Raw genomic sequence first — 13,751 nt, forward strand, 5'->3', positions numbered from 1 at the left:
TTTGGGGACGCCGGGGAGTGAGATCGGAAGAGTGGCTTCCGACGCCCGTCGCGGAGAAGATCTGATGGCGAAACCTGCCCAGAAAGTCACCCTGTTCCCCTTCTGCGACATTCGCTTCGACAAGCTTGTGCTGAACCAGTCCAACATTCGGCTGATCATGTTGCCACGACGGATAAGTTCGAAATTTCCGCTGGCGGCAGGCGCTTCCAAGCCCTGGCACCTCTGGTGAAGAAGAAGCGGCTGGCCAAGACGACACCAATTCCCGGCATCCGTTCGATCAGTTCCGCACATTCGTGGCGCTGCGGAAGAAGGGTCAGGGAGATGAGAGATCACAGCCGGCTTCTTCCTCACGTCGCAGGTGGCCGAACAGCACCTTAAACTCGCTGCCGTGGCCCCTGCCCTGCTCGAGCTCTATGCCGAAGATGAAATGACTTTGGAACAGCTGATGGCCTTCACGGTCAATCCGGATCATTTGCGTCAGGTCCAGGGCTGGGATGCGATCAAATCGTCCTGGAACAAGGAGTCTTATTAGATCCGAAACACGCTGACGGAAATTTCGGTGCGCGCATCTGACCGTCGTTCCGCCATTGTCGGCGTCGAGGCTTATGAGGTTACTGGCAGCACCATATTGCACGACCTCTTTCAGGGCGATGACGGCGGCTAGCTGGAAGACCCCTACCCTTCTGGATTGTCAGGTCAGCGAAAATCTTCAGGCTGAAGCCGAAGCCATTGCGACCGAGGGCTGGAAGTGGATCGATATCTCTCTCGACTTGCCCTACGGCTACAACCACGGCTTGCGCCGGCTCACTGGCGAGCCGGCCCCGATGACGGATGACATCCCTTGCCCGAGCGGCTGGTCATGGAACTGGCGTCAAACCGCACCTTGGTATTATGCGAAGCGCTCGGGCGTTCGACTGATTTCGCGTTGACGCTGCTGCTCCTGAAGCTGGAAATGACATCTTCCAGACATCGGATTCGCCCGGCTGCTACCTTGAGGCATCGGTGCGCCACGTCAACATGCTGGCGCAAGCGAGCGATCTAAAGGAAAGCGTGGTGGCCAAGCCCGCCACTGTATCGCAGTTTTGACGGCGTACGTTGTCGTCGAGCAGCCGTAATGTACTTGTCTCAGTCCTGCGAACGGACCAAACCATCAAGCCGTGGGGTCAAACACCTAAGTCGATAGGGAGTTGGACGACTGGGTTGCCGAGATACGCAAGAAGCGGTCAACAATTGGTTTGCCGACCATCATGCAAGCCTGTCCAGAATCCGCGTCTTGGGCGCGCAATATGGGCGGACTCTTGGAGGAGTGAGGCAATCTGCAGCGGGATGCCGGTCAACTCAGGCCGATGATCGGGGTGTACGAGCATGCCTGGAATGCGCTGGACCGCTTGGATAAACAGGCGGCTATCTGCGCGACATGGTCGACAAGATTGGGGCTGGGGATCTGCACCTCGCTCGCCGCCGCTATCATAGGCTCATTGGGCAGGCGGTGCGATTGGGCAGGGGTTTCATAGCCCCGCAGCCTTCGTGAGGTTCACGCGAAACCGGTCACGGCGGCGTTGATAGCGGCGCGTCATTTCCGCCGAGGCGTGGCCGAGATGTTTCTGCACGTAACGCTCGTCCACCTCCGCCCAACTCGCAACACCCGCGCGTAGGCTGTGACCGGAGAACAGTGCGAGCCGTTCCGTCTCGGGCAGGTCGCTGCGGATGCCCGCTGCAAGAACGGTCTGCTTTATCAGCCGGGCGACGTGGCGATCGTTGAGCCGCGCGTCGAGCGCTCGGGTCCCGTCGCGCGACACCCGTACGAAAAGCGGACCGAAGCCGATTTTAGCGAAGTGCAGCCATTGCTCGAGCGCGTGGACCGGGCAACTATGCTCGGAGGTGCCGCGGCCAATCTCGACCTCACGCCAACCTGTCTTCGCATTGAGTGTCAGCACCGCGCCGTCCTCCAAGATTTCGACCCAACCACGGCCGTCGATCGTGTCGTCGCGTGCGTGATCCAGACCGGTGATTTCCGACCGCCGCAAACCTCCGGCATAGCCGAGCAGCAGGATAGCTCGGTCGCGCAGTCCGCGCAGATCGTGGGGCAGGGTGGCCGCCATCGCGAGGATCTCCTCGGGGGCGATCGCCTCTTTCTGCTTCGGCGGGCGCGCGTGACGGCGACGGATTCCGGCGAGCACGGTGGCAATATGCCGGTTGCGCCGGTCGATGGTGAAACCGCGCTGCGCCGCGTTCCAGGTCAGGCCCGAGAGCCGCCGCTCGATCGTCGGCACCGACAGGCCCGCCGTGTTGTCAGCCGGCGCGGCGAGATCCGCGAGGTAGAGCCCGATGATCTCGGGCGACGGGGGCAGGGGCTCTGCGCCCTTCATCCGGCACCACCGCGCGAAATGCGCCCAATCCCCGGCATAGGCCGAAAGCGTATTGTCCGCCGCCGATTGCTGCGCGTAGCCACGCGCGGTCTCCACGAGGCGATCGAGCGCGCCGGAACCCGCGACACGTGCGGGCAGGGCAGGGGATGCGTCATCTGCTTCGTGGTCGGGGCTGTCGCTCATCGATACGCTCCTGCGGGTAGGTTTCGGACGGCTGCCAACTGGCAGGAAATTGGTCGCCTGTAGGACACCGCAGGTGCCTGCTTAACGTGGCTTTTTCCCGGCAAATGCCCGCAGGTTTCAGCTTAGTCGACCTTAGTCCGATAATGCAAGATTATTGGACATAAAAGGCAACAACAAAGCGGGGCGGTTTTGGTGCAATTTTCTGGAGAAAAGCGCCGCGGCGGGGTAGGCTGAGAACATGACATCGCTGATGCTCGACATCTCTGACGCTTACGAAACTCTACCGCACCTGCCGGCTTGGGTCACGCGGGGGCATGGCGAAACCCCTGAAGATGTGGCGTTTTTGTCGGGCGCCGCGTTGAGCCATCTGCATCTGGTATTGAAGCGCGACGCCGCACCCCATGAATTGTTGCGCGAACGTCTTGCTTTACGCGCGGCGGAACTCCGCGTGACCCATTCGGGCCGCCCCGAGCGTGCGCCGGACCTACGAGACGCGGTAAACCTTTTGCGCGACGGTGATCTGCCAGGACCGGCGGGCGAGGTCTATCTAGCATGGCGGTGCGCGGTGGAGCGGCCGACCTCGGTCGCGTCGCTTCAACGTGCGCTGCCGGATCACGCGCCGGAGGCGCTCGAACGTTGGCTGGCGGTGGGGCAGGGGGCTCCGGTCGCGCGGGCGGCGGACGTTCTCGAGGCGGTTCTTGCCGAGGCGCCGCGGGCGCAACTCGCAGCGCTGATCCTCGCCGACGCCGCCTTGGCGCAGGCGCTTGGTTGGAACCATCTGGTGCCGCTGCTTTCGACGGGCCTCAAACGCGCCGAGCTGCGCCTGATCGGGACGGAGCTGCACCTCGCCTGCCACCGCGCGCTGCATACGGCGGCCATCGAGGCGGACCGGCTGTTAACAGACCTTACTCGCCGAACCGCCCGGCTGCGTGCGGTGGCGCCGAAGCTGCGCGCAAAAGGGGCGGCGGAGGCGGTGGCCCTGTTCCTCTCCCGGGACGCCGTTGCCCCTGCGGCCCTGCCGCTGCCCGATCGCGCCGCGCGGAGGCTTTGCGACCGGCTCGTCCAACTCGGCGCGATCCGCGAGCTGACCGGGCGCGACACCTTCCGCCTCTACGGGGTGTGAGCATGGCGAGGGACCGGACATCGCTTGATCGCGAGCTTGATGAGCTGCCACCCGAATTGCGCTGGCGCGAATGGATGCTGCGAATCGAGGCGGTGCTCTTTGCCTCCGCAACGCCGGTGCCGCGCGAAGATCTTGCGCGGGTGGTAGGGCAGGGGGCTTCGGTCGAGTTGTTGCTTGCGGATCTCGCTGCCGATCTGGAGGGGCGCGCTTTCGAGGTGGCGCGTGTGGCCGATGGCTGGATGCTGCGCACCCGACCGGCCTATGCATCCGCAATCCGGGCGGCAGCGGATGTCGGGGACCAGCTTTTCGATTTGAGCGAATTCGACATCGCCGTGCTTGCCGCCATCGCCTACCACCAGCCGATCACCCGCGACGGGCTCAAGGATATTTTCGGCAAGGAGATCAGCCGCGACCTCACGGGCCGTCTGCATGCGCGCGGCCTGATTGCGACCGGCCCCCGCGCCCCGCAACGTGGCGCGCCGTTTACCTTCGTTACCACCGACCGGTTCCTCGCGGCCTTCGATCTGGAGACACTTGTAGATTTGCCGGAGCGGGAGCACCTCCACGATGCCGGGCTGGGTTCTGCGTAGTGAGAGGCGTGTGACGGTCGTTTAGTACAGCTTCTAACAGGCGTCGCGTGGCAGATCTAATGGGCATTCGGTGACAGCAGTGATAAGCATCCTGTGAGATAGATGATGCCGGAATATTTCCCAACGAACGCGAGGGCTGTGTTCGCAGTTACTTGACTGTCGATGCGCCGCTCGTCACACGCTTTTTTGCAGTACCACAGTGGCTTGGGCTCGGACGCTGGATGGCAAGGCATTTCCCGCGATTAACACTGCTTTCGAGGCGGTGGGGCCTAACATCGGGCCTACGAGAACACGGATTGCGGCGGTTGCGTTCGATAGCGATGGCAAAGAGATTGCGTCGCACTTTTTTAGGGTGGCGATCAGGCCGATTTGACGGCCACTATGATATTGCTGACAGTTGAAGCATTATATTCCGGCGATGCTCGGCAGAAATCGGGCACTTTCATCGTTGACCACCTCGATCTTGCGCAAGTGCTGAGAGGACTGCGTAGGTATTTTCCTGACGCGGAGACGATTCACTCGAACACTTGGCGAAGGCCGAACTAAGAGACGAAAGTGACAAGACACGTTATGAACCACGACCACGACAGCAACGGATACAAGAAGAATTCCATCACGTTGGCCGGCGCGGTTGCGATGGGGACCGGTGTCATGATCGGCGCGGGAATTTTCGCGCTGACCGGACAGATCGCCGAGTTGGCAGGGCCGCTCTTTCCAATTGCCTTCATCATCGGAGCGATCGTGACCGGGTTCAGTTCCTACAGCTACATCAAGATGTCCAACGCCTGGCCGTCGGCAGGGGGTATCGGGATGATCCTGCAAAAATGCTATGGACCGGGAGCGGTTGCGGCGGGGGCGGCGCTTTTGATGGCGCTCAGCATGGTGATCGCCGAAAGCCTCGTCGCCAGGACCTTTGCCACCTACCTCCTACGCGCCTTCGATATCGAGGGCGGGCCGCTTGTGCCCATCCTTGCCGTCGGGGTGATCCTTTTTGCCTTCTTCATGAACATTGCGGGCAACCGGTCGATCGGGCTGTTTTCGATGATCATGGCCGCAGTCAAGATCGGTGGCATAGCGCTGTTCGGGATCGCCGCCCTGTGGTCGAGCGGCTTCGGCTTCGCCGCGGCATCGCAGGACTCGGTCGATTTTGGCCCGATGGGGTTCATTGGCTCGGTCGCTCTGGCCATTCTCGCGTTCAAGGGGTTCACGACAATCACCAACAGTGGCGCCGAGATCACCAACCCGAACCGCAACGTGGGGCGCGCGATCGTGATTTCGATTGCGCTCTGTGTTGTTGTCTATCTGCTGGTGGCCTTCGGCGTTGGATCCAGCCTGACTATCGACGAGATCATCGCCGCAAAGGACTATTCGTTGGCCGAGGCGGCGGAACCGGCATTGGGCCAGGTCGGCTTTCTGCTGACGGTCCTGCTGGCCGTGGTGGCGACGGCGTCGGCCGTGCTGGCCAGCGTCTTTGCCGTCTCGCGGATGCTGGCCATGCTCACGGATATGAAGATGATCCCGCATAGCCATTTCGGCATGTCCGGTCCCATCCAGCGGCATACGCTGGTCTATACGGTGGTCATCGCGTCCTTCCTTGCCATCTTCTTCGATCTGAGCCGCATCGCCTCTCTCGGCGCGTTCTTCTACCTTATCATGGATATGGTTGTGCATTGGGGTGTCTGGCGCTTCCGTAGGGCGGACATCGGCGCCTCTAGCGTCGTCGTTCTCGCAGCGCTCGGGTTCGATGCGATTGTTCTGGTCGCCTTCACTGCTATGAAACTGCGAAGCGATCCCGCAATTGCTATCTTCGCCATAGTCGCAATCCTGATAGTCTTCGTTCTTGAAAAGATATATTTGCGTGCTTGGATCGCAGCGGCTGCAGATTGACACCTGAGATCCCGCACAAAAACAGAGGCCCCAGCTGATGATTTCATTTGCGCGAAACGCCTAGTGGTTCCGGCATGTTTTGATCATCATCTTCGCAGCGGTCGCAAATGCGCTGGTTCTGTACAGTCGTTGACTTCGCGGCCCTAAAGCTCGATGTCCCAACCAGACTACCTCGAAATCTCCCCCCGCCAACACCGCTCGTCAGTGCACTGCCAACTTCGCTGAACTTGCGGATTACATCCAGTACTCGCGCTTCGTAGGCAGCGTGACCGATCAAGCGACACAGGTCGGACGCGTGGAACTGGCGGTTCGCAGTCGGGGCGGCTTGCATCTGTCTCAGTAATTCACGCTCGTTGGGGGCTGCTTACCCGTTTCTGTGATGGTTTCACCTTGGCACGAGGCGGAGTCCACTGCGAATTCCGCCATCGGTATCAATCGGCTGTTTGTAAACGAATGCAAGCAGGTGATTTCTCGTCGCGCTCGTCCAAAAACCCTTGGTTTCCTTGCGCAGAGCGCGATCTGAGAGGTTCCACCGACAGTCGCGCGCGCATACCTTATAAAGAGCGAAGGCAACCGCCACGAAATCACTTGGGTAATGTGCAAAAGAACAGTATTTTGCACATATGAAGACCCAAGCATTCTCTTTTACTGATGATTTCAATGACCCCCTTATCACCATCGAGGGGGATGAAGAGGCTCGCGAAGAGGATCTCTGGTTTCTGCCGGGACCACTCGAAGAGGAACCGGATGATTTGGCTCCCGGGCCACGGGCGGAACCGCCCGACACTGCTGTCATCGAAGACTGGGCAAAGGCAGAAGGCGTTCACGCTGCGCGACTGGCACGGGTCGCTGGACGCCTGGGTGCTCTGGATGACCGGCTGCTGCGTGGCCCGGAAGGCTGGCGGCATCGCATCGCTCTTATCGAGGCAGCGGACCTCAGCTGGTTCGCAGGGGATCGGGTGAGTTCTGATCGTCTGGCTCTCTGGATATCGATGCGGCTCTCGGGCGCACAGGATGACCCAAATGCCCTTGCAAGAGTTGGATGGGCTGTTCGGCGCCTGACAGGTGGTCCCGGACCGAAGGCTGATTTGGCCGCCTTCCTGGATCGCCGCGATCCCGAGACTATTGAAGACAGCGCTGAGCGTTTCGAAGATCGCGCGGGCGGATGGCTGGACGTAATGACAGCCGCAGCCGAGCTTCACCCAATCACCCGGGCTTGCATGGGCTTTCATCTCTGGAGTCTGGCGGGCCTCGGACAACACGGCGACCAGATCGAGGAGGCCGTCACCGCGTCGAGGATCGCGGCCAGCGACGGAAGGGGTGCCATATTTGCACCTCTCGTCATGGGCGGCGCAGGGGGGCTACGCGCCTCTGGCTTGCCTCCTGAACGGTTGGCCCGCTGGCTGGATGGATTGAACGCCGCTATTCTAACGGCGATGCGTCACTTGGACGATATCGAAGCTTGGGCGGCGCGGGCGGAGGCAGTGACTGCCACGCTTTCGGGGAAAACGCCGCGAGCGCTACGCCAGATGCTGACGGAGTGGCCACTTGTCTCCGCCCCAATGGCCGAGGCAATGACCGGCACGAGCCGGGCCGCAGTTCAGCGCAACCTGACGTGGTTAGAAAACAAAGGCTTGGTCAAGGAAGTCACAGGTCAGGGCCGCTTTCGGATGTGGCGGGCCGCTATCTGACACCGTGCCGTGGGTCAAAATAGGTCAACGTTCCATTTCGGCGGCATAGAAGCGCCAGAGCATTGAACTGTTGTGGGCTAACATTAACAGCCCAGTTGCCATGTAGAAGCGACAGTCTTCAAAAGCCTCTCTTAAGCGTAACTTTTCAGTAGGCGCCCAAAGATTTCACAATCGCATGCCTGACCCCGAAAGTGCATCGCGGGCGGCGTTCAGATCCTCAAGCGCAGCCCTCGTCCTGTCGGGTTCGGCCGCCGAAATTGCGACGAGGAGACCTTCGAGCAAGGCGAGCGTTCCCGCGTGAAGGCCGAAACCGCCTGTGCGGCCGCGGGGCACGCGCACGAGGATGCTCGCGCGCGGGTCGGGAAGGCGCGGCCCGTTCGAGGTGATCAGGAGGGAGCGAAGGTTCAGGCGCGAGGCCCGGTCGAACAGAGCCCGCACCTCGGGATAGGGGCGATCATAGGCCAGTGCCACGACCGCGTCGCCGGCGCCAATCCCCACGAGATCGTCGGCAAACTGAAGGCCGGTGCGCGACAAGGCCCGCGCATCGAAACCGAGGCGCCCCAGTTGCACCGCAAAATACCCGGCGATGAAACCCGACGGCCCGATGCCGAAGACGTGGATCCGGCGCGCGGTAGCAATTGACCTGACGATGTCCGAAACGACCGATTCCTCCAGCGCCTCGATGGCGTCCAGCGATGCGCGCAAGGCCTGTGCCGATGTCTGCAGGCCCGGGACAGTGCCAGGCTGCGCCAGTTCGCTCGCCATGCGGTCCGCCAGCGTCAGGTCGCGGCGCAGATCCTCGGCCAAGGCGTGGCGCAGATCGGCCAGTCCGGCATAGCCGAGCTTGCGCGCGGTTCGGATCACGGTGGCGTCGCTGGTCCCCGCGGCTTCGGCGATCTCAGCGGCCGAGGCATGCAGGGCGGTCTCGCGATTGCGGGCGAACCAGTCGATGAGGCGCGACTCGGCGGGCGAAACCGCCGCGTCGAGGGTGGAGATCCGGTCGGAGAATGTGGCCTTGCTCATGTTCGCTACATATCTGTTGTAAACGCTACAAGCAAGATGTAGTAATCGCGACAAGTGAGTCGCAACCGGATCGCAGCTAAGCGCAAGATGGGGAGGAACCCATGCCGCCGGATTTCTGGACTGTCCTGTTTCCCGCCGTCACGGCGGCCTTCCTCGCCTCGATCGTCGAGGTGGTGGAAGCGTTCACCATCGTGCTGGCCGTCGGCACCACGCGGGGATGGCGACCGGCCATCGTCGGGACCGCCGCGGCGCTCGCGGTCCTTGGCCTCGTCGTCCTGATCCTCGGGCCGGCGCTGCGCTTTATTCCGATCCAGGCCCTGCAACTGGTCGTCGGCATTCTGCTGCTCCTGTTCGGCATGGGCTGGCTCAGGAAAGCCGTCCTTCGCTCGGCGGGCGTCATCGCCCTGCATGACGAGACGCTCGCCTATGACGATGAAACCGCGGAGCTTCGCGCGCAGACGGGGGCGCCGCAGACATTGCAGTGGATCGCCGGGATCGCCGCCTTCAAGGCGGTGCTGCTGGAAGGGCTTGAGGTCGCCTTCATCGTCGTCGCCGTCGGTGCCGGCAAGGGTCTCTTGTGGGAGGCTTCGCTCGGTGCCTTGGCAGCTTGCGCTCTCGTCCTGATTGTGGGCGCGGCCGTGCACAAGCCATTGTCGCAGGTGCCCGAGAACACGCTGAAGTTCGGTGTGGGCGTCATGCTGTCCGCCTTCGGTGTCTTCTGGACCGGCGAAGGGCTGGGCGCGGAATGGCCCGGGGCCGACCTTGCGCTCCTGCCTCTCGCAGCGCTGTTCCTGCTGTCTGGCATCGGCCTTGCGCGTCTTGCGCGCACCACTTCAGGAAGGAGCCTCGCATGACCATCCTCAGCGACGTTTTCAAGGAACTTTTTAAGATGTTCGTGGCCGACCTGCGGCTCACACTCGCGATACTCGGTGGCGTGGTGTTGGTGGCTATCCTAACAGACAAGGGAGTTCTGGGACCGATTGGGGCGGGCCTGACACTGGCCGCCGGATGCGTGCTGGTGCTCGGCGAAGCAGTACTGCGCGAGACGCGTCGTCGCAAGTGACCTTGGACGGCAGTGTACACTCAACCAAGAGGCCTTTTGACGGGGTGCAAGCTTGCCAGACTAACTCGGACCTTCATCCGTCTGCCAATGCTTGCATGACTTTGAACCGTTGAAGCCGGAAAGGCCCCGACGCCAGCCCTCGACGTCTTGGGTCGCGTGAAAGCGCACCATACTCGGATCATGGCGCAGCATACCTTAGCAATCGCGAAATCCGGGAGAGCAGGCAGACCTGCCAGAGCGCCACGAGAATGGCCGCCACGAGTACCGCGTGGAACGAGATCACCGCAACGAACCCGGCCCCGAGCAGGAGCAGGAGCAGAAGTGCTGCGGGAAACGCTAGCGCATTGAAATAAGCGGAATAGGCGGGCCTGCGATCATCGGGAGAGATTTCCATCAGGTAGTCCAGATAGCCCGTGGTCACGCCCTTCATCATCACCCCGGATCACCACGACGAGCAGCACAAAACCGACCAACCCAGATTCTGTTTGCAGCAGTCCCAAAACAATCACCGGCGGTATCATTCTCACAAAAGCGACGATCCGCAGCATCGTCCGTTTACCTGCACCGTCCCCGAGCCAGCCCCAAAGCGGATTGGACATCAGCGCGCCAGCGGTCTGCGCCGCGAGCAGGATGCCGGTATCAGCCGCGTCAATTCCGCGTTCAGAGGCGGCCACGACGTAGAACGGCAGCGCCATCAGCGTCGCACCACGGGTTGACACAGAACTCTGACTGGGTGAGATTCACAGTGTAAGTCCAGTCGGTTAGACGGGCCGCATGAACAAGCCTCTCCCCGCCGGTTATAGCATGAAGAACTGGTCCAGCTACAACGAGGCGCTGCGCACGCGCGGCTCGATGTTGATCTGGATCGACCGGAAGATGGCCTGGTTTGCACCGCCCGAAAAGCGGCCCGGCCGTTCAACTGTCTTCTGGGATGCCGCCATCCAGTTCTGTCTGTCGGTCAAGGTGCTGTTACAGCTGCCATTGCGACAGACCGCCGGTATGGTGGCCCACTTGCTCCGGCTGGCGGGTCTGGACTGGACCGTGCCCGACTTCAGCACCTTGTGCCGGAGGCAAAAGACCCTAGTGGTTCAGATACCGTATCGCCGTGTCGATGGCCGACTCAACCTGCTCGTGCATAGCACCGGCATCAAGTTCCTCGGCGACGGCGAGTGGCAGGCCCGTAAGCACGGCGTCCGTGGCCGCCGCCAGTGGCGCAAGGTGCATTTGGCCATGGATACGGCCACTTCCGACATTCGGGCGATCGAGTTCACTCCGAGCGGAGATGGCGACAGCCCAATCAAACCTGATCTGCTCGGCCAGATCCCCAAGGACGAGCAAATCGGCACAGTGACCGCCGACGAGGCCTACCATACGCGCCGCTGCCAAGCGGCCATCACCGCGCGGCTGGCTGTTCCGATCATCCCGGTCCGTAAGAACGGGCGCCCCTGGAAGGAAAACGGCCCGGCGGCAAAGGCCCGAAACGAGACGCTGCGCGCCACCAAGCACTACGGCAAGGCATTCTGGAATACTTGGACCGGATTCCACGCTCGAAGCCGGGTGGAGGCGAAGATGCGAGGTATCAAGGAATTCGGCGAGCGCATCGCCGCGAAAGACCCCGACCTCCAAACCGCCGAGATCCCTATCCGAGTCGCCCTCATGAACCGCTTCAATGCCCTCGGCACCGCCGAGATCGTTCGCGTGGCATAACATCAGCGGGGTAAGGGGAAGTCATGCCTCAGGCGTGAGTTCTGCAACAACGCCGCCCTGGCCTGAGATTTCCAGCGCGCCTTGTTTGCTTTGACCCTACCGGGAAACACGGTACGGTTCGTCATGGCGCAGCTGACCTCCATTGAAATCCTATTGCCTGAACTTCGGGCCTATGCGATTGCCATCTGCCTTTCTCGCGACGAGGCTGAAGACCTCGTTCAGGATGCGATCGAACGGGGGTTGCGGTCGGACCGAACGCCGGCATTGCCGGATGAGCTGCGGCGCTGGATGTTCCGTGTCATTCGCAACCTGCATTACGATGAGCTGAGAAAAAGGCGAGTGCGTCGGGAATATTTCGCGGCTGAAAAACGTCTATCCACTGAAACGGGTCCATCGGACACCGAGCGGGACGTATTGATCCGGTTGGCCTTTGAAAAACTGCCGCCCGAGACCCGCGAGGTTCTGTGTCTCGTTGATATCATGGGGTTGAAGTACGCCGAGGCGGCGAAAGTGATGGATGTGCCGAATGGAACGGTGATGAGCCGGATCAGCCGTGCCCGCAAGGCGCTGTTGGAAATCGTCGATGGAGCCGAAACGTCAAAGCAGGAAGCGACGCGGAAGACATGAATGAACTGCACGACAAGGACTGGGAACAGGTCAACGCCTACCACGATGGTGAGTTGTGCGCAGCAGACTTACACGCATTCGAGGGTCGACTTGCGTCCGAGCCCGCGCTTGCTGCAGCGCTTGAGGACGTGCGGAACGTCTCTGACAGCTTGGCGGCCTTGCGGCCAAGCCTGGTGCAATCGGCCTCTGCGCTGGATACCAGTTCCGCAAACAGTAACTGGCACCCACGGCGCTTGCTTGCGGTCGGTGCCGTTGCTGCGGCAATTGCCTTAGCTGTGGCTTTCGGCCCGGCTTTTGATACCACCCCGACAGCTTTCGAAATTCACGCCGAACTGGCGGCTGAGGCATTTGACGTCGAGTCCGCCGAGCTGCGGTCCGCCGCAGCAGGCGGCGCGGTGGGGATACCCGACCTTTCCGTCGCACACCTGACGGCTGTTTTCTTCCGCTCATCGGACAACGGCGAAATTGTCCACTACGCGGGTCAGAATGGATGCAGATTGACCTATCTTCGAGGCACGTTCGTTTCCCCAGAGGGCAATGACACGCCAGGGCAGCAGATGGCAACCTGGCTGTCCAAGGATCAACTTCGCTATATGATTGTCGCGACAGGGATGGACCGCACGCGGTTCGATGCCATCGCCAGTTATCTCAAGCTTGAAACCAGCGAGCGTGCCTCCGAAAGCGTCATGGCGTCGCTTTCGGAGACGATCCGGACGGCGCGGTCCTGCGTCGGCTAGGTCAATTGGTTTTCGCGGTGTCCGTCAAGCTGTCGAGATACGCGATCACATCGGCCTGATCCTGCGCCTTGCGAAGTCCGGCAAAGCTCATTTTCGTGCCGGGAACGGCCTTGCGGGGGTTGGCCAGAAACGCGGCAAGCCGGTCAGGTGTCCAGTCGCCCCCGTATTCGATGAGTGCGTCTGAATAGCGAAAACCGTCGGCCGCTGCCACGGGTGCACCGACGATGCCGTATAGGTTGGGACCGACGCGATTGGCCCCACCCTCATCTACCGTATGGCAAGCCTTGCATTTTCTGAACGTTTTTTCGCCCGCAACCGTGTTGCTTTGCGTCAGTACCTCGTTGCCGGGCTTTTCCGACTCTTGGGCACTGGCAGCTTCAGCTGACTCGTCCGCGGTTTCGCTTTCGGTCGCGGTGCCTAGTCCGCCCGTGACCTGGGCCACGTATTTCGAAACCGTTTCGATTTCTTCCTTGGTCAAGGTTTCTGAGAAAGCCGGCATAACACCGATACCGCTTGTCACGGCAGCGCGGACCTGCTCGACCGTCGGTTTGAATTCATCAAGGCTGGGGCCAATCTCCGCCTCTGATCCTACATCTTTCAGAGCGTGACAAAGGGCGCAGGCCGGTTGCGCGGTTTCGGTAAAGATCGTCCGGCCGGCATCAAGATCGGATTGGGCGCTTGCGGTGCTGGACATCAGGGCGACGAACATTACGGCGCCGAGAGGCGGCGTCGATAGATTGGTCATAGATAT

At 61.4% G+C, this 13,751-nt stretch carries 14 protein-coding genes and 2 pseudogenes; 10 read left to right on the plus strand and 6 right to left on the minus strand.

What is annotated here, in order from left to right; all coding sequences use genetic code 11:
• Positions 1 to 64 precede the first annotated feature (64 nt).
• Positions 65 to 1,062, plus strand: a pseudogene (locus BMI85_RS21225) (hypothetical protein); the annotation flags it as partial.
• 446 nt (positions 1,063 to 1,508) lie between these two features.
• On the opposite strand, the gene BMI85_RS19930 reads toward BMI85_RS21225, so the two are convergent.
• Positions 1,509 to 2,552 (minus strand): tyrosine-type recombinase/integrase, encoded by a 1,044-nt coding sequence (locus BMI85_RS19930; RefSeq protein WP_078602527.1) that lies wholly within the window; start codon positions 2,550 to 2,552, stop codon positions 1,509 to 1,511.
• Positions 2,553 to 2,790: 238 nt separating this feature from the next.
• Between BMI85_RS19930 and BMI85_RS19935 the strand changes: the two genes are divergently transcribed.
• The 3 genes from BMI85_RS19935 (at position 2,791) to BMI85_RS19945 (ending at position 6,152) form a co-directional block, all read left to right on the plus strand.
• Positions 2,791 to 3,675 carry a DUF1403 family protein gene (locus tag BMI85_RS19935; RefSeq protein ID WP_078602528.1) on the plus strand — a complete coding sequence of 295 codons (885 nt, stop codon included), beginning with the start codon at positions 2,791 to 2,793 and terminating at the stop codon, positions 3,673 to 3,675.
• Positions 3,676 to 3,677: 2 nt separating this feature from the next.
• Positions 3,678 to 4,265 (plus strand): SMC-Scp complex subunit ScpB, encoded by a 588-nt coding sequence (locus BMI85_RS19940; protein WP_078602529.1) that lies wholly within the window; start codon positions 3,678 to 3,680, stop codon positions 4,263 to 4,265.
• A gap of 570 nt (positions 4,266 to 4,835) precedes the next feature.
• Positions 4,836 to 6,152 (plus strand): APC family permease, encoded by a 1,317-nt coding sequence (locus BMI85_RS19945; RefSeq protein ID WP_078602530.1) that lies wholly within the window; start codon positions 4,836 to 4,838, stop codon positions 6,150 to 6,152.
• A 201-nt stretch (positions 6,153 to 6,353) separates the two neighbouring features.
• On the opposite strand, the pseudogene BMI85_RS21815 reads toward BMI85_RS19945, so the two are convergent.
• Positions 6,354 to 6,580: pseudogene (locus tag BMI85_RS21815) on the minus strand (hypothetical protein); the annotation flags it as partial.
• A 195-nt stretch (positions 6,581 to 6,775) separates the two neighbouring features.
• Here BMI85_RS21815 and BMI85_RS19950 point away from each other — a divergent pair.
• Positions 6,776 to 7,843: a hypothetical protein gene (locus BMI85_RS19950; RefSeq protein ID WP_078602531.1), complete on the plus strand. Its 1,068-nt coding sequence runs from the start codon at positions 6,776 to 6,778 to the stop codon at positions 7,841 to 7,843.
• 165 nt (positions 7,844 to 8,008) lie between these two features.
• On the opposite strand, the gene BMI85_RS19955 is transcribed toward BMI85_RS19950, so the two are convergent.
• The gene (locus BMI85_RS19955) at positions 8,009 to 8,866 is read right to left on the minus strand and encodes a MurR/RpiR family transcriptional regulator (RefSeq protein ID WP_078602532.1); all 858 of its coding nucleotides are present in this window, start codon (positions 8,864 to 8,866) and stop codon (positions 8,009 to 8,011) included.
• A 101-nt stretch (positions 8,867 to 8,967) separates the two neighbouring features.
• Between BMI85_RS19955 and BMI85_RS19960 the strand changes: the two genes are divergently transcribed.
• Both BMI85_RS19960 and BMI85_RS19965 read left to right on the plus strand, forming a co-directional pair.
• Positions 8,968 to 9,720: a TMEM165/GDT1 family protein gene (locus BMI85_RS19960; protein WP_078602533.1), complete on the plus strand. Its 753-nt coding sequence runs from the start codon at positions 8,968 to 8,970 to the stop codon at positions 9,718 to 9,720.
• Positions 9,717 to 9,929, plus strand: coding sequence for a hypothetical protein (locus BMI85_RS19965; protein ID WP_078602534.1), 213 nt, complete (start codon positions 9,717 to 9,719; stop codon positions 9,927 to 9,929). The genes BMI85_RS19960 and BMI85_RS19965 overlap by 4 nt, the downstream gene beginning before the upstream one ends.
• A 178-nt stretch (positions 9,930 to 10,107) precedes the next feature.
• Here the strand turns inward: BMI85_RS19965 and BMI85_RS19970 are convergent, their stop codons facing one another.
• Both BMI85_RS19970 and BMI85_RS21235 read right to left on the minus strand, forming a co-directional pair.
• Positions 10,108 to 10,350 (minus strand): hypothetical protein, encoded by a 243-nt coding sequence (locus tag BMI85_RS19970; RefSeq protein ID WP_143595205.1) that lies wholly within the window; start codon positions 10,348 to 10,350, stop codon positions 10,108 to 10,110.
• A complete protein-coding gene (locus BMI85_RS21235) occupies positions 10,304 to 10,624 on the minus strand; it encodes an MFS transporter (RefSeq protein WP_143595207.1) in 321 nt (106 codons plus the stop codon). Before BMI85_RS21235 ends, BMI85_RS19970 begins: the two co-directional genes overlap by 47 nt.
• Before the next feature lie 79 nt (positions 10,625 to 10,703).
• On the opposite strand from BMI85_RS21235, the gene BMI85_RS19975 reads away from it, so the two are divergent.
• The 3 genes from BMI85_RS19975 (at position 10,704) to BMI85_RS19985 (ending at position 13,000) form a co-directional block, all read left to right on the plus strand.
• Positions 10,704 to 11,636, plus strand: a complete 933-nt coding sequence (locus tag BMI85_RS19975; protein ID WP_078602536.1) for an IS5 family transposase — start codon at positions 10,704 to 10,706, stop codon at positions 11,634 to 11,636.
• A 123-nt stretch (positions 11,637 to 11,759) separates the two neighbouring features.
• Positions 11,760 to 12,263 (plus strand): RNA polymerase sigma factor, encoded by a 504-nt coding sequence (locus tag BMI85_RS19980; protein WP_078602537.1) that lies wholly within the window; start codon positions 11,760 to 11,762, stop codon positions 12,261 to 12,263.
• Positions 12,260 to 13,000 (plus strand): hypothetical protein, encoded by a 741-nt coding sequence (locus tag BMI85_RS19985; protein ID WP_078602538.1) that lies wholly within the window; start codon positions 12,260 to 12,262, stop codon positions 12,998 to 13,000. Before BMI85_RS19980 ends, BMI85_RS19985 begins: the two co-directional genes overlap by 4 nt.
• A gap of 1 nt (position 13,001) precedes the next feature.
• Here BMI85_RS19985 and BMI85_RS19990 read toward each other — a convergent pair whose 3' ends face one another.
• Positions 13,002 to 13,745 carry a c-type cytochrome gene (locus BMI85_RS19990; protein ID WP_078602539.1) on the minus strand — a complete coding sequence of 248 codons (744 nt, stop codon included), beginning with the start codon at positions 13,743 to 13,745 and terminating at the stop codon, positions 13,002 to 13,004.
• Positions 13,746 to 13,751: the final 6 nt, after the last annotated feature.

It is taken from the genome of Thioclava sp. DLFJ4-1, from assembly GCF_002020145.1.
In the GTDB taxonomy this organism is placed as follows: domain Bacteria; phylum Pseudomonadota; class Alphaproteobacteria; order Rhodobacterales; family Rhodobacteraceae; genus Thioclava; species Thioclava sediminum.

What these genes read in the sequence shown, in the direction of transcription:
- BMI85_RS19930 (WP_078602527.1), bottom strand. Translation starts at nt 2,552, where the DNA reads ATGAGCGACAGCCCCGACCACGAAGCAGATGACGCATCCCCTGCCCTG.
- BMI85_RS19935 (WP_078602528.1), top strand. Translation starts at nt 2,791, where the DNA reads ATGACATCGCTGATGCTCGACATCTCTGACGCTTACGAAACTCTACCG.
- BMI85_RS19940 (WP_078602529.1), top strand. Translation starts at nt 3,678, where the DNA reads ATGGCGAGGGACCGGACATCGCTTGATCGCGAGCTTGATGAGCTGCCA.
- BMI85_RS19945 (WP_078602530.1), top strand. Translation starts at nt 4,836, where the DNA reads ATGAACCACGACCACGACAGCAACGGATACAAGAAGAATTCCATCACG.
- BMI85_RS19950 (WP_078602531.1), top strand. Translation starts at nt 6,776, where the DNA reads ATGAAGACCCAAGCATTCTCTTTTACTGATGATTTCAATGACCCCCTT.
- BMI85_RS19955 (WP_078602532.1), bottom strand. Translation starts at nt 8,866, where the DNA reads ATGAGCAAGGCCACATTCTCCGACCGGATCTCCACCCTCGACGCGGCG.
- BMI85_RS19960 (WP_078602533.1), top strand. Translation starts at nt 8,968, where the DNA reads ATGCCGCCGGATTTCTGGACTGTCCTGTTTCCCGCCGTCACGGCGGCC.
- BMI85_RS19965 (WP_078602534.1), top strand. Translation starts at nt 9,717, where the DNA reads ATGACCATCCTCAGCGACGTTTTCAAGGAACTTTTTAAGATGTTCGTG.
- BMI85_RS21235 (WP_143595207.1), bottom strand. Translation starts at nt 10,624, where the DNA reads ATGGCGCTGCCGTTCTACGTCGTGGCCGCCTCTGAACGCGGAATTGAC.
- BMI85_RS19975 (WP_078602536.1), top strand. Translation starts at nt 10,704, where the DNA reads ATGAACAAGCCTCTCCCCGCCGGTTATAGCATGAAGAACTGGTCCAGC.
- BMI85_RS19980 (WP_078602537.1), top strand. Translation starts at nt 11,760, where the DNA reads ATGGCGCAGCTGACCTCCATTGAAATCCTATTGCCTGAACTTCGGGCC.
- BMI85_RS19985 (WP_078602538.1), top strand. Translation starts at nt 12,260, where the DNA reads ATGAATGAACTGCACGACAAGGACTGGGAACAGGTCAACGCCTACCAC.
- BMI85_RS19990 (WP_078602539.1), bottom strand. Translation starts at nt 13,745, where the DNA reads ATGACCAATCTATCGACGCCGCCTCTCGGCGCCGTAATGTTCGTCGCC.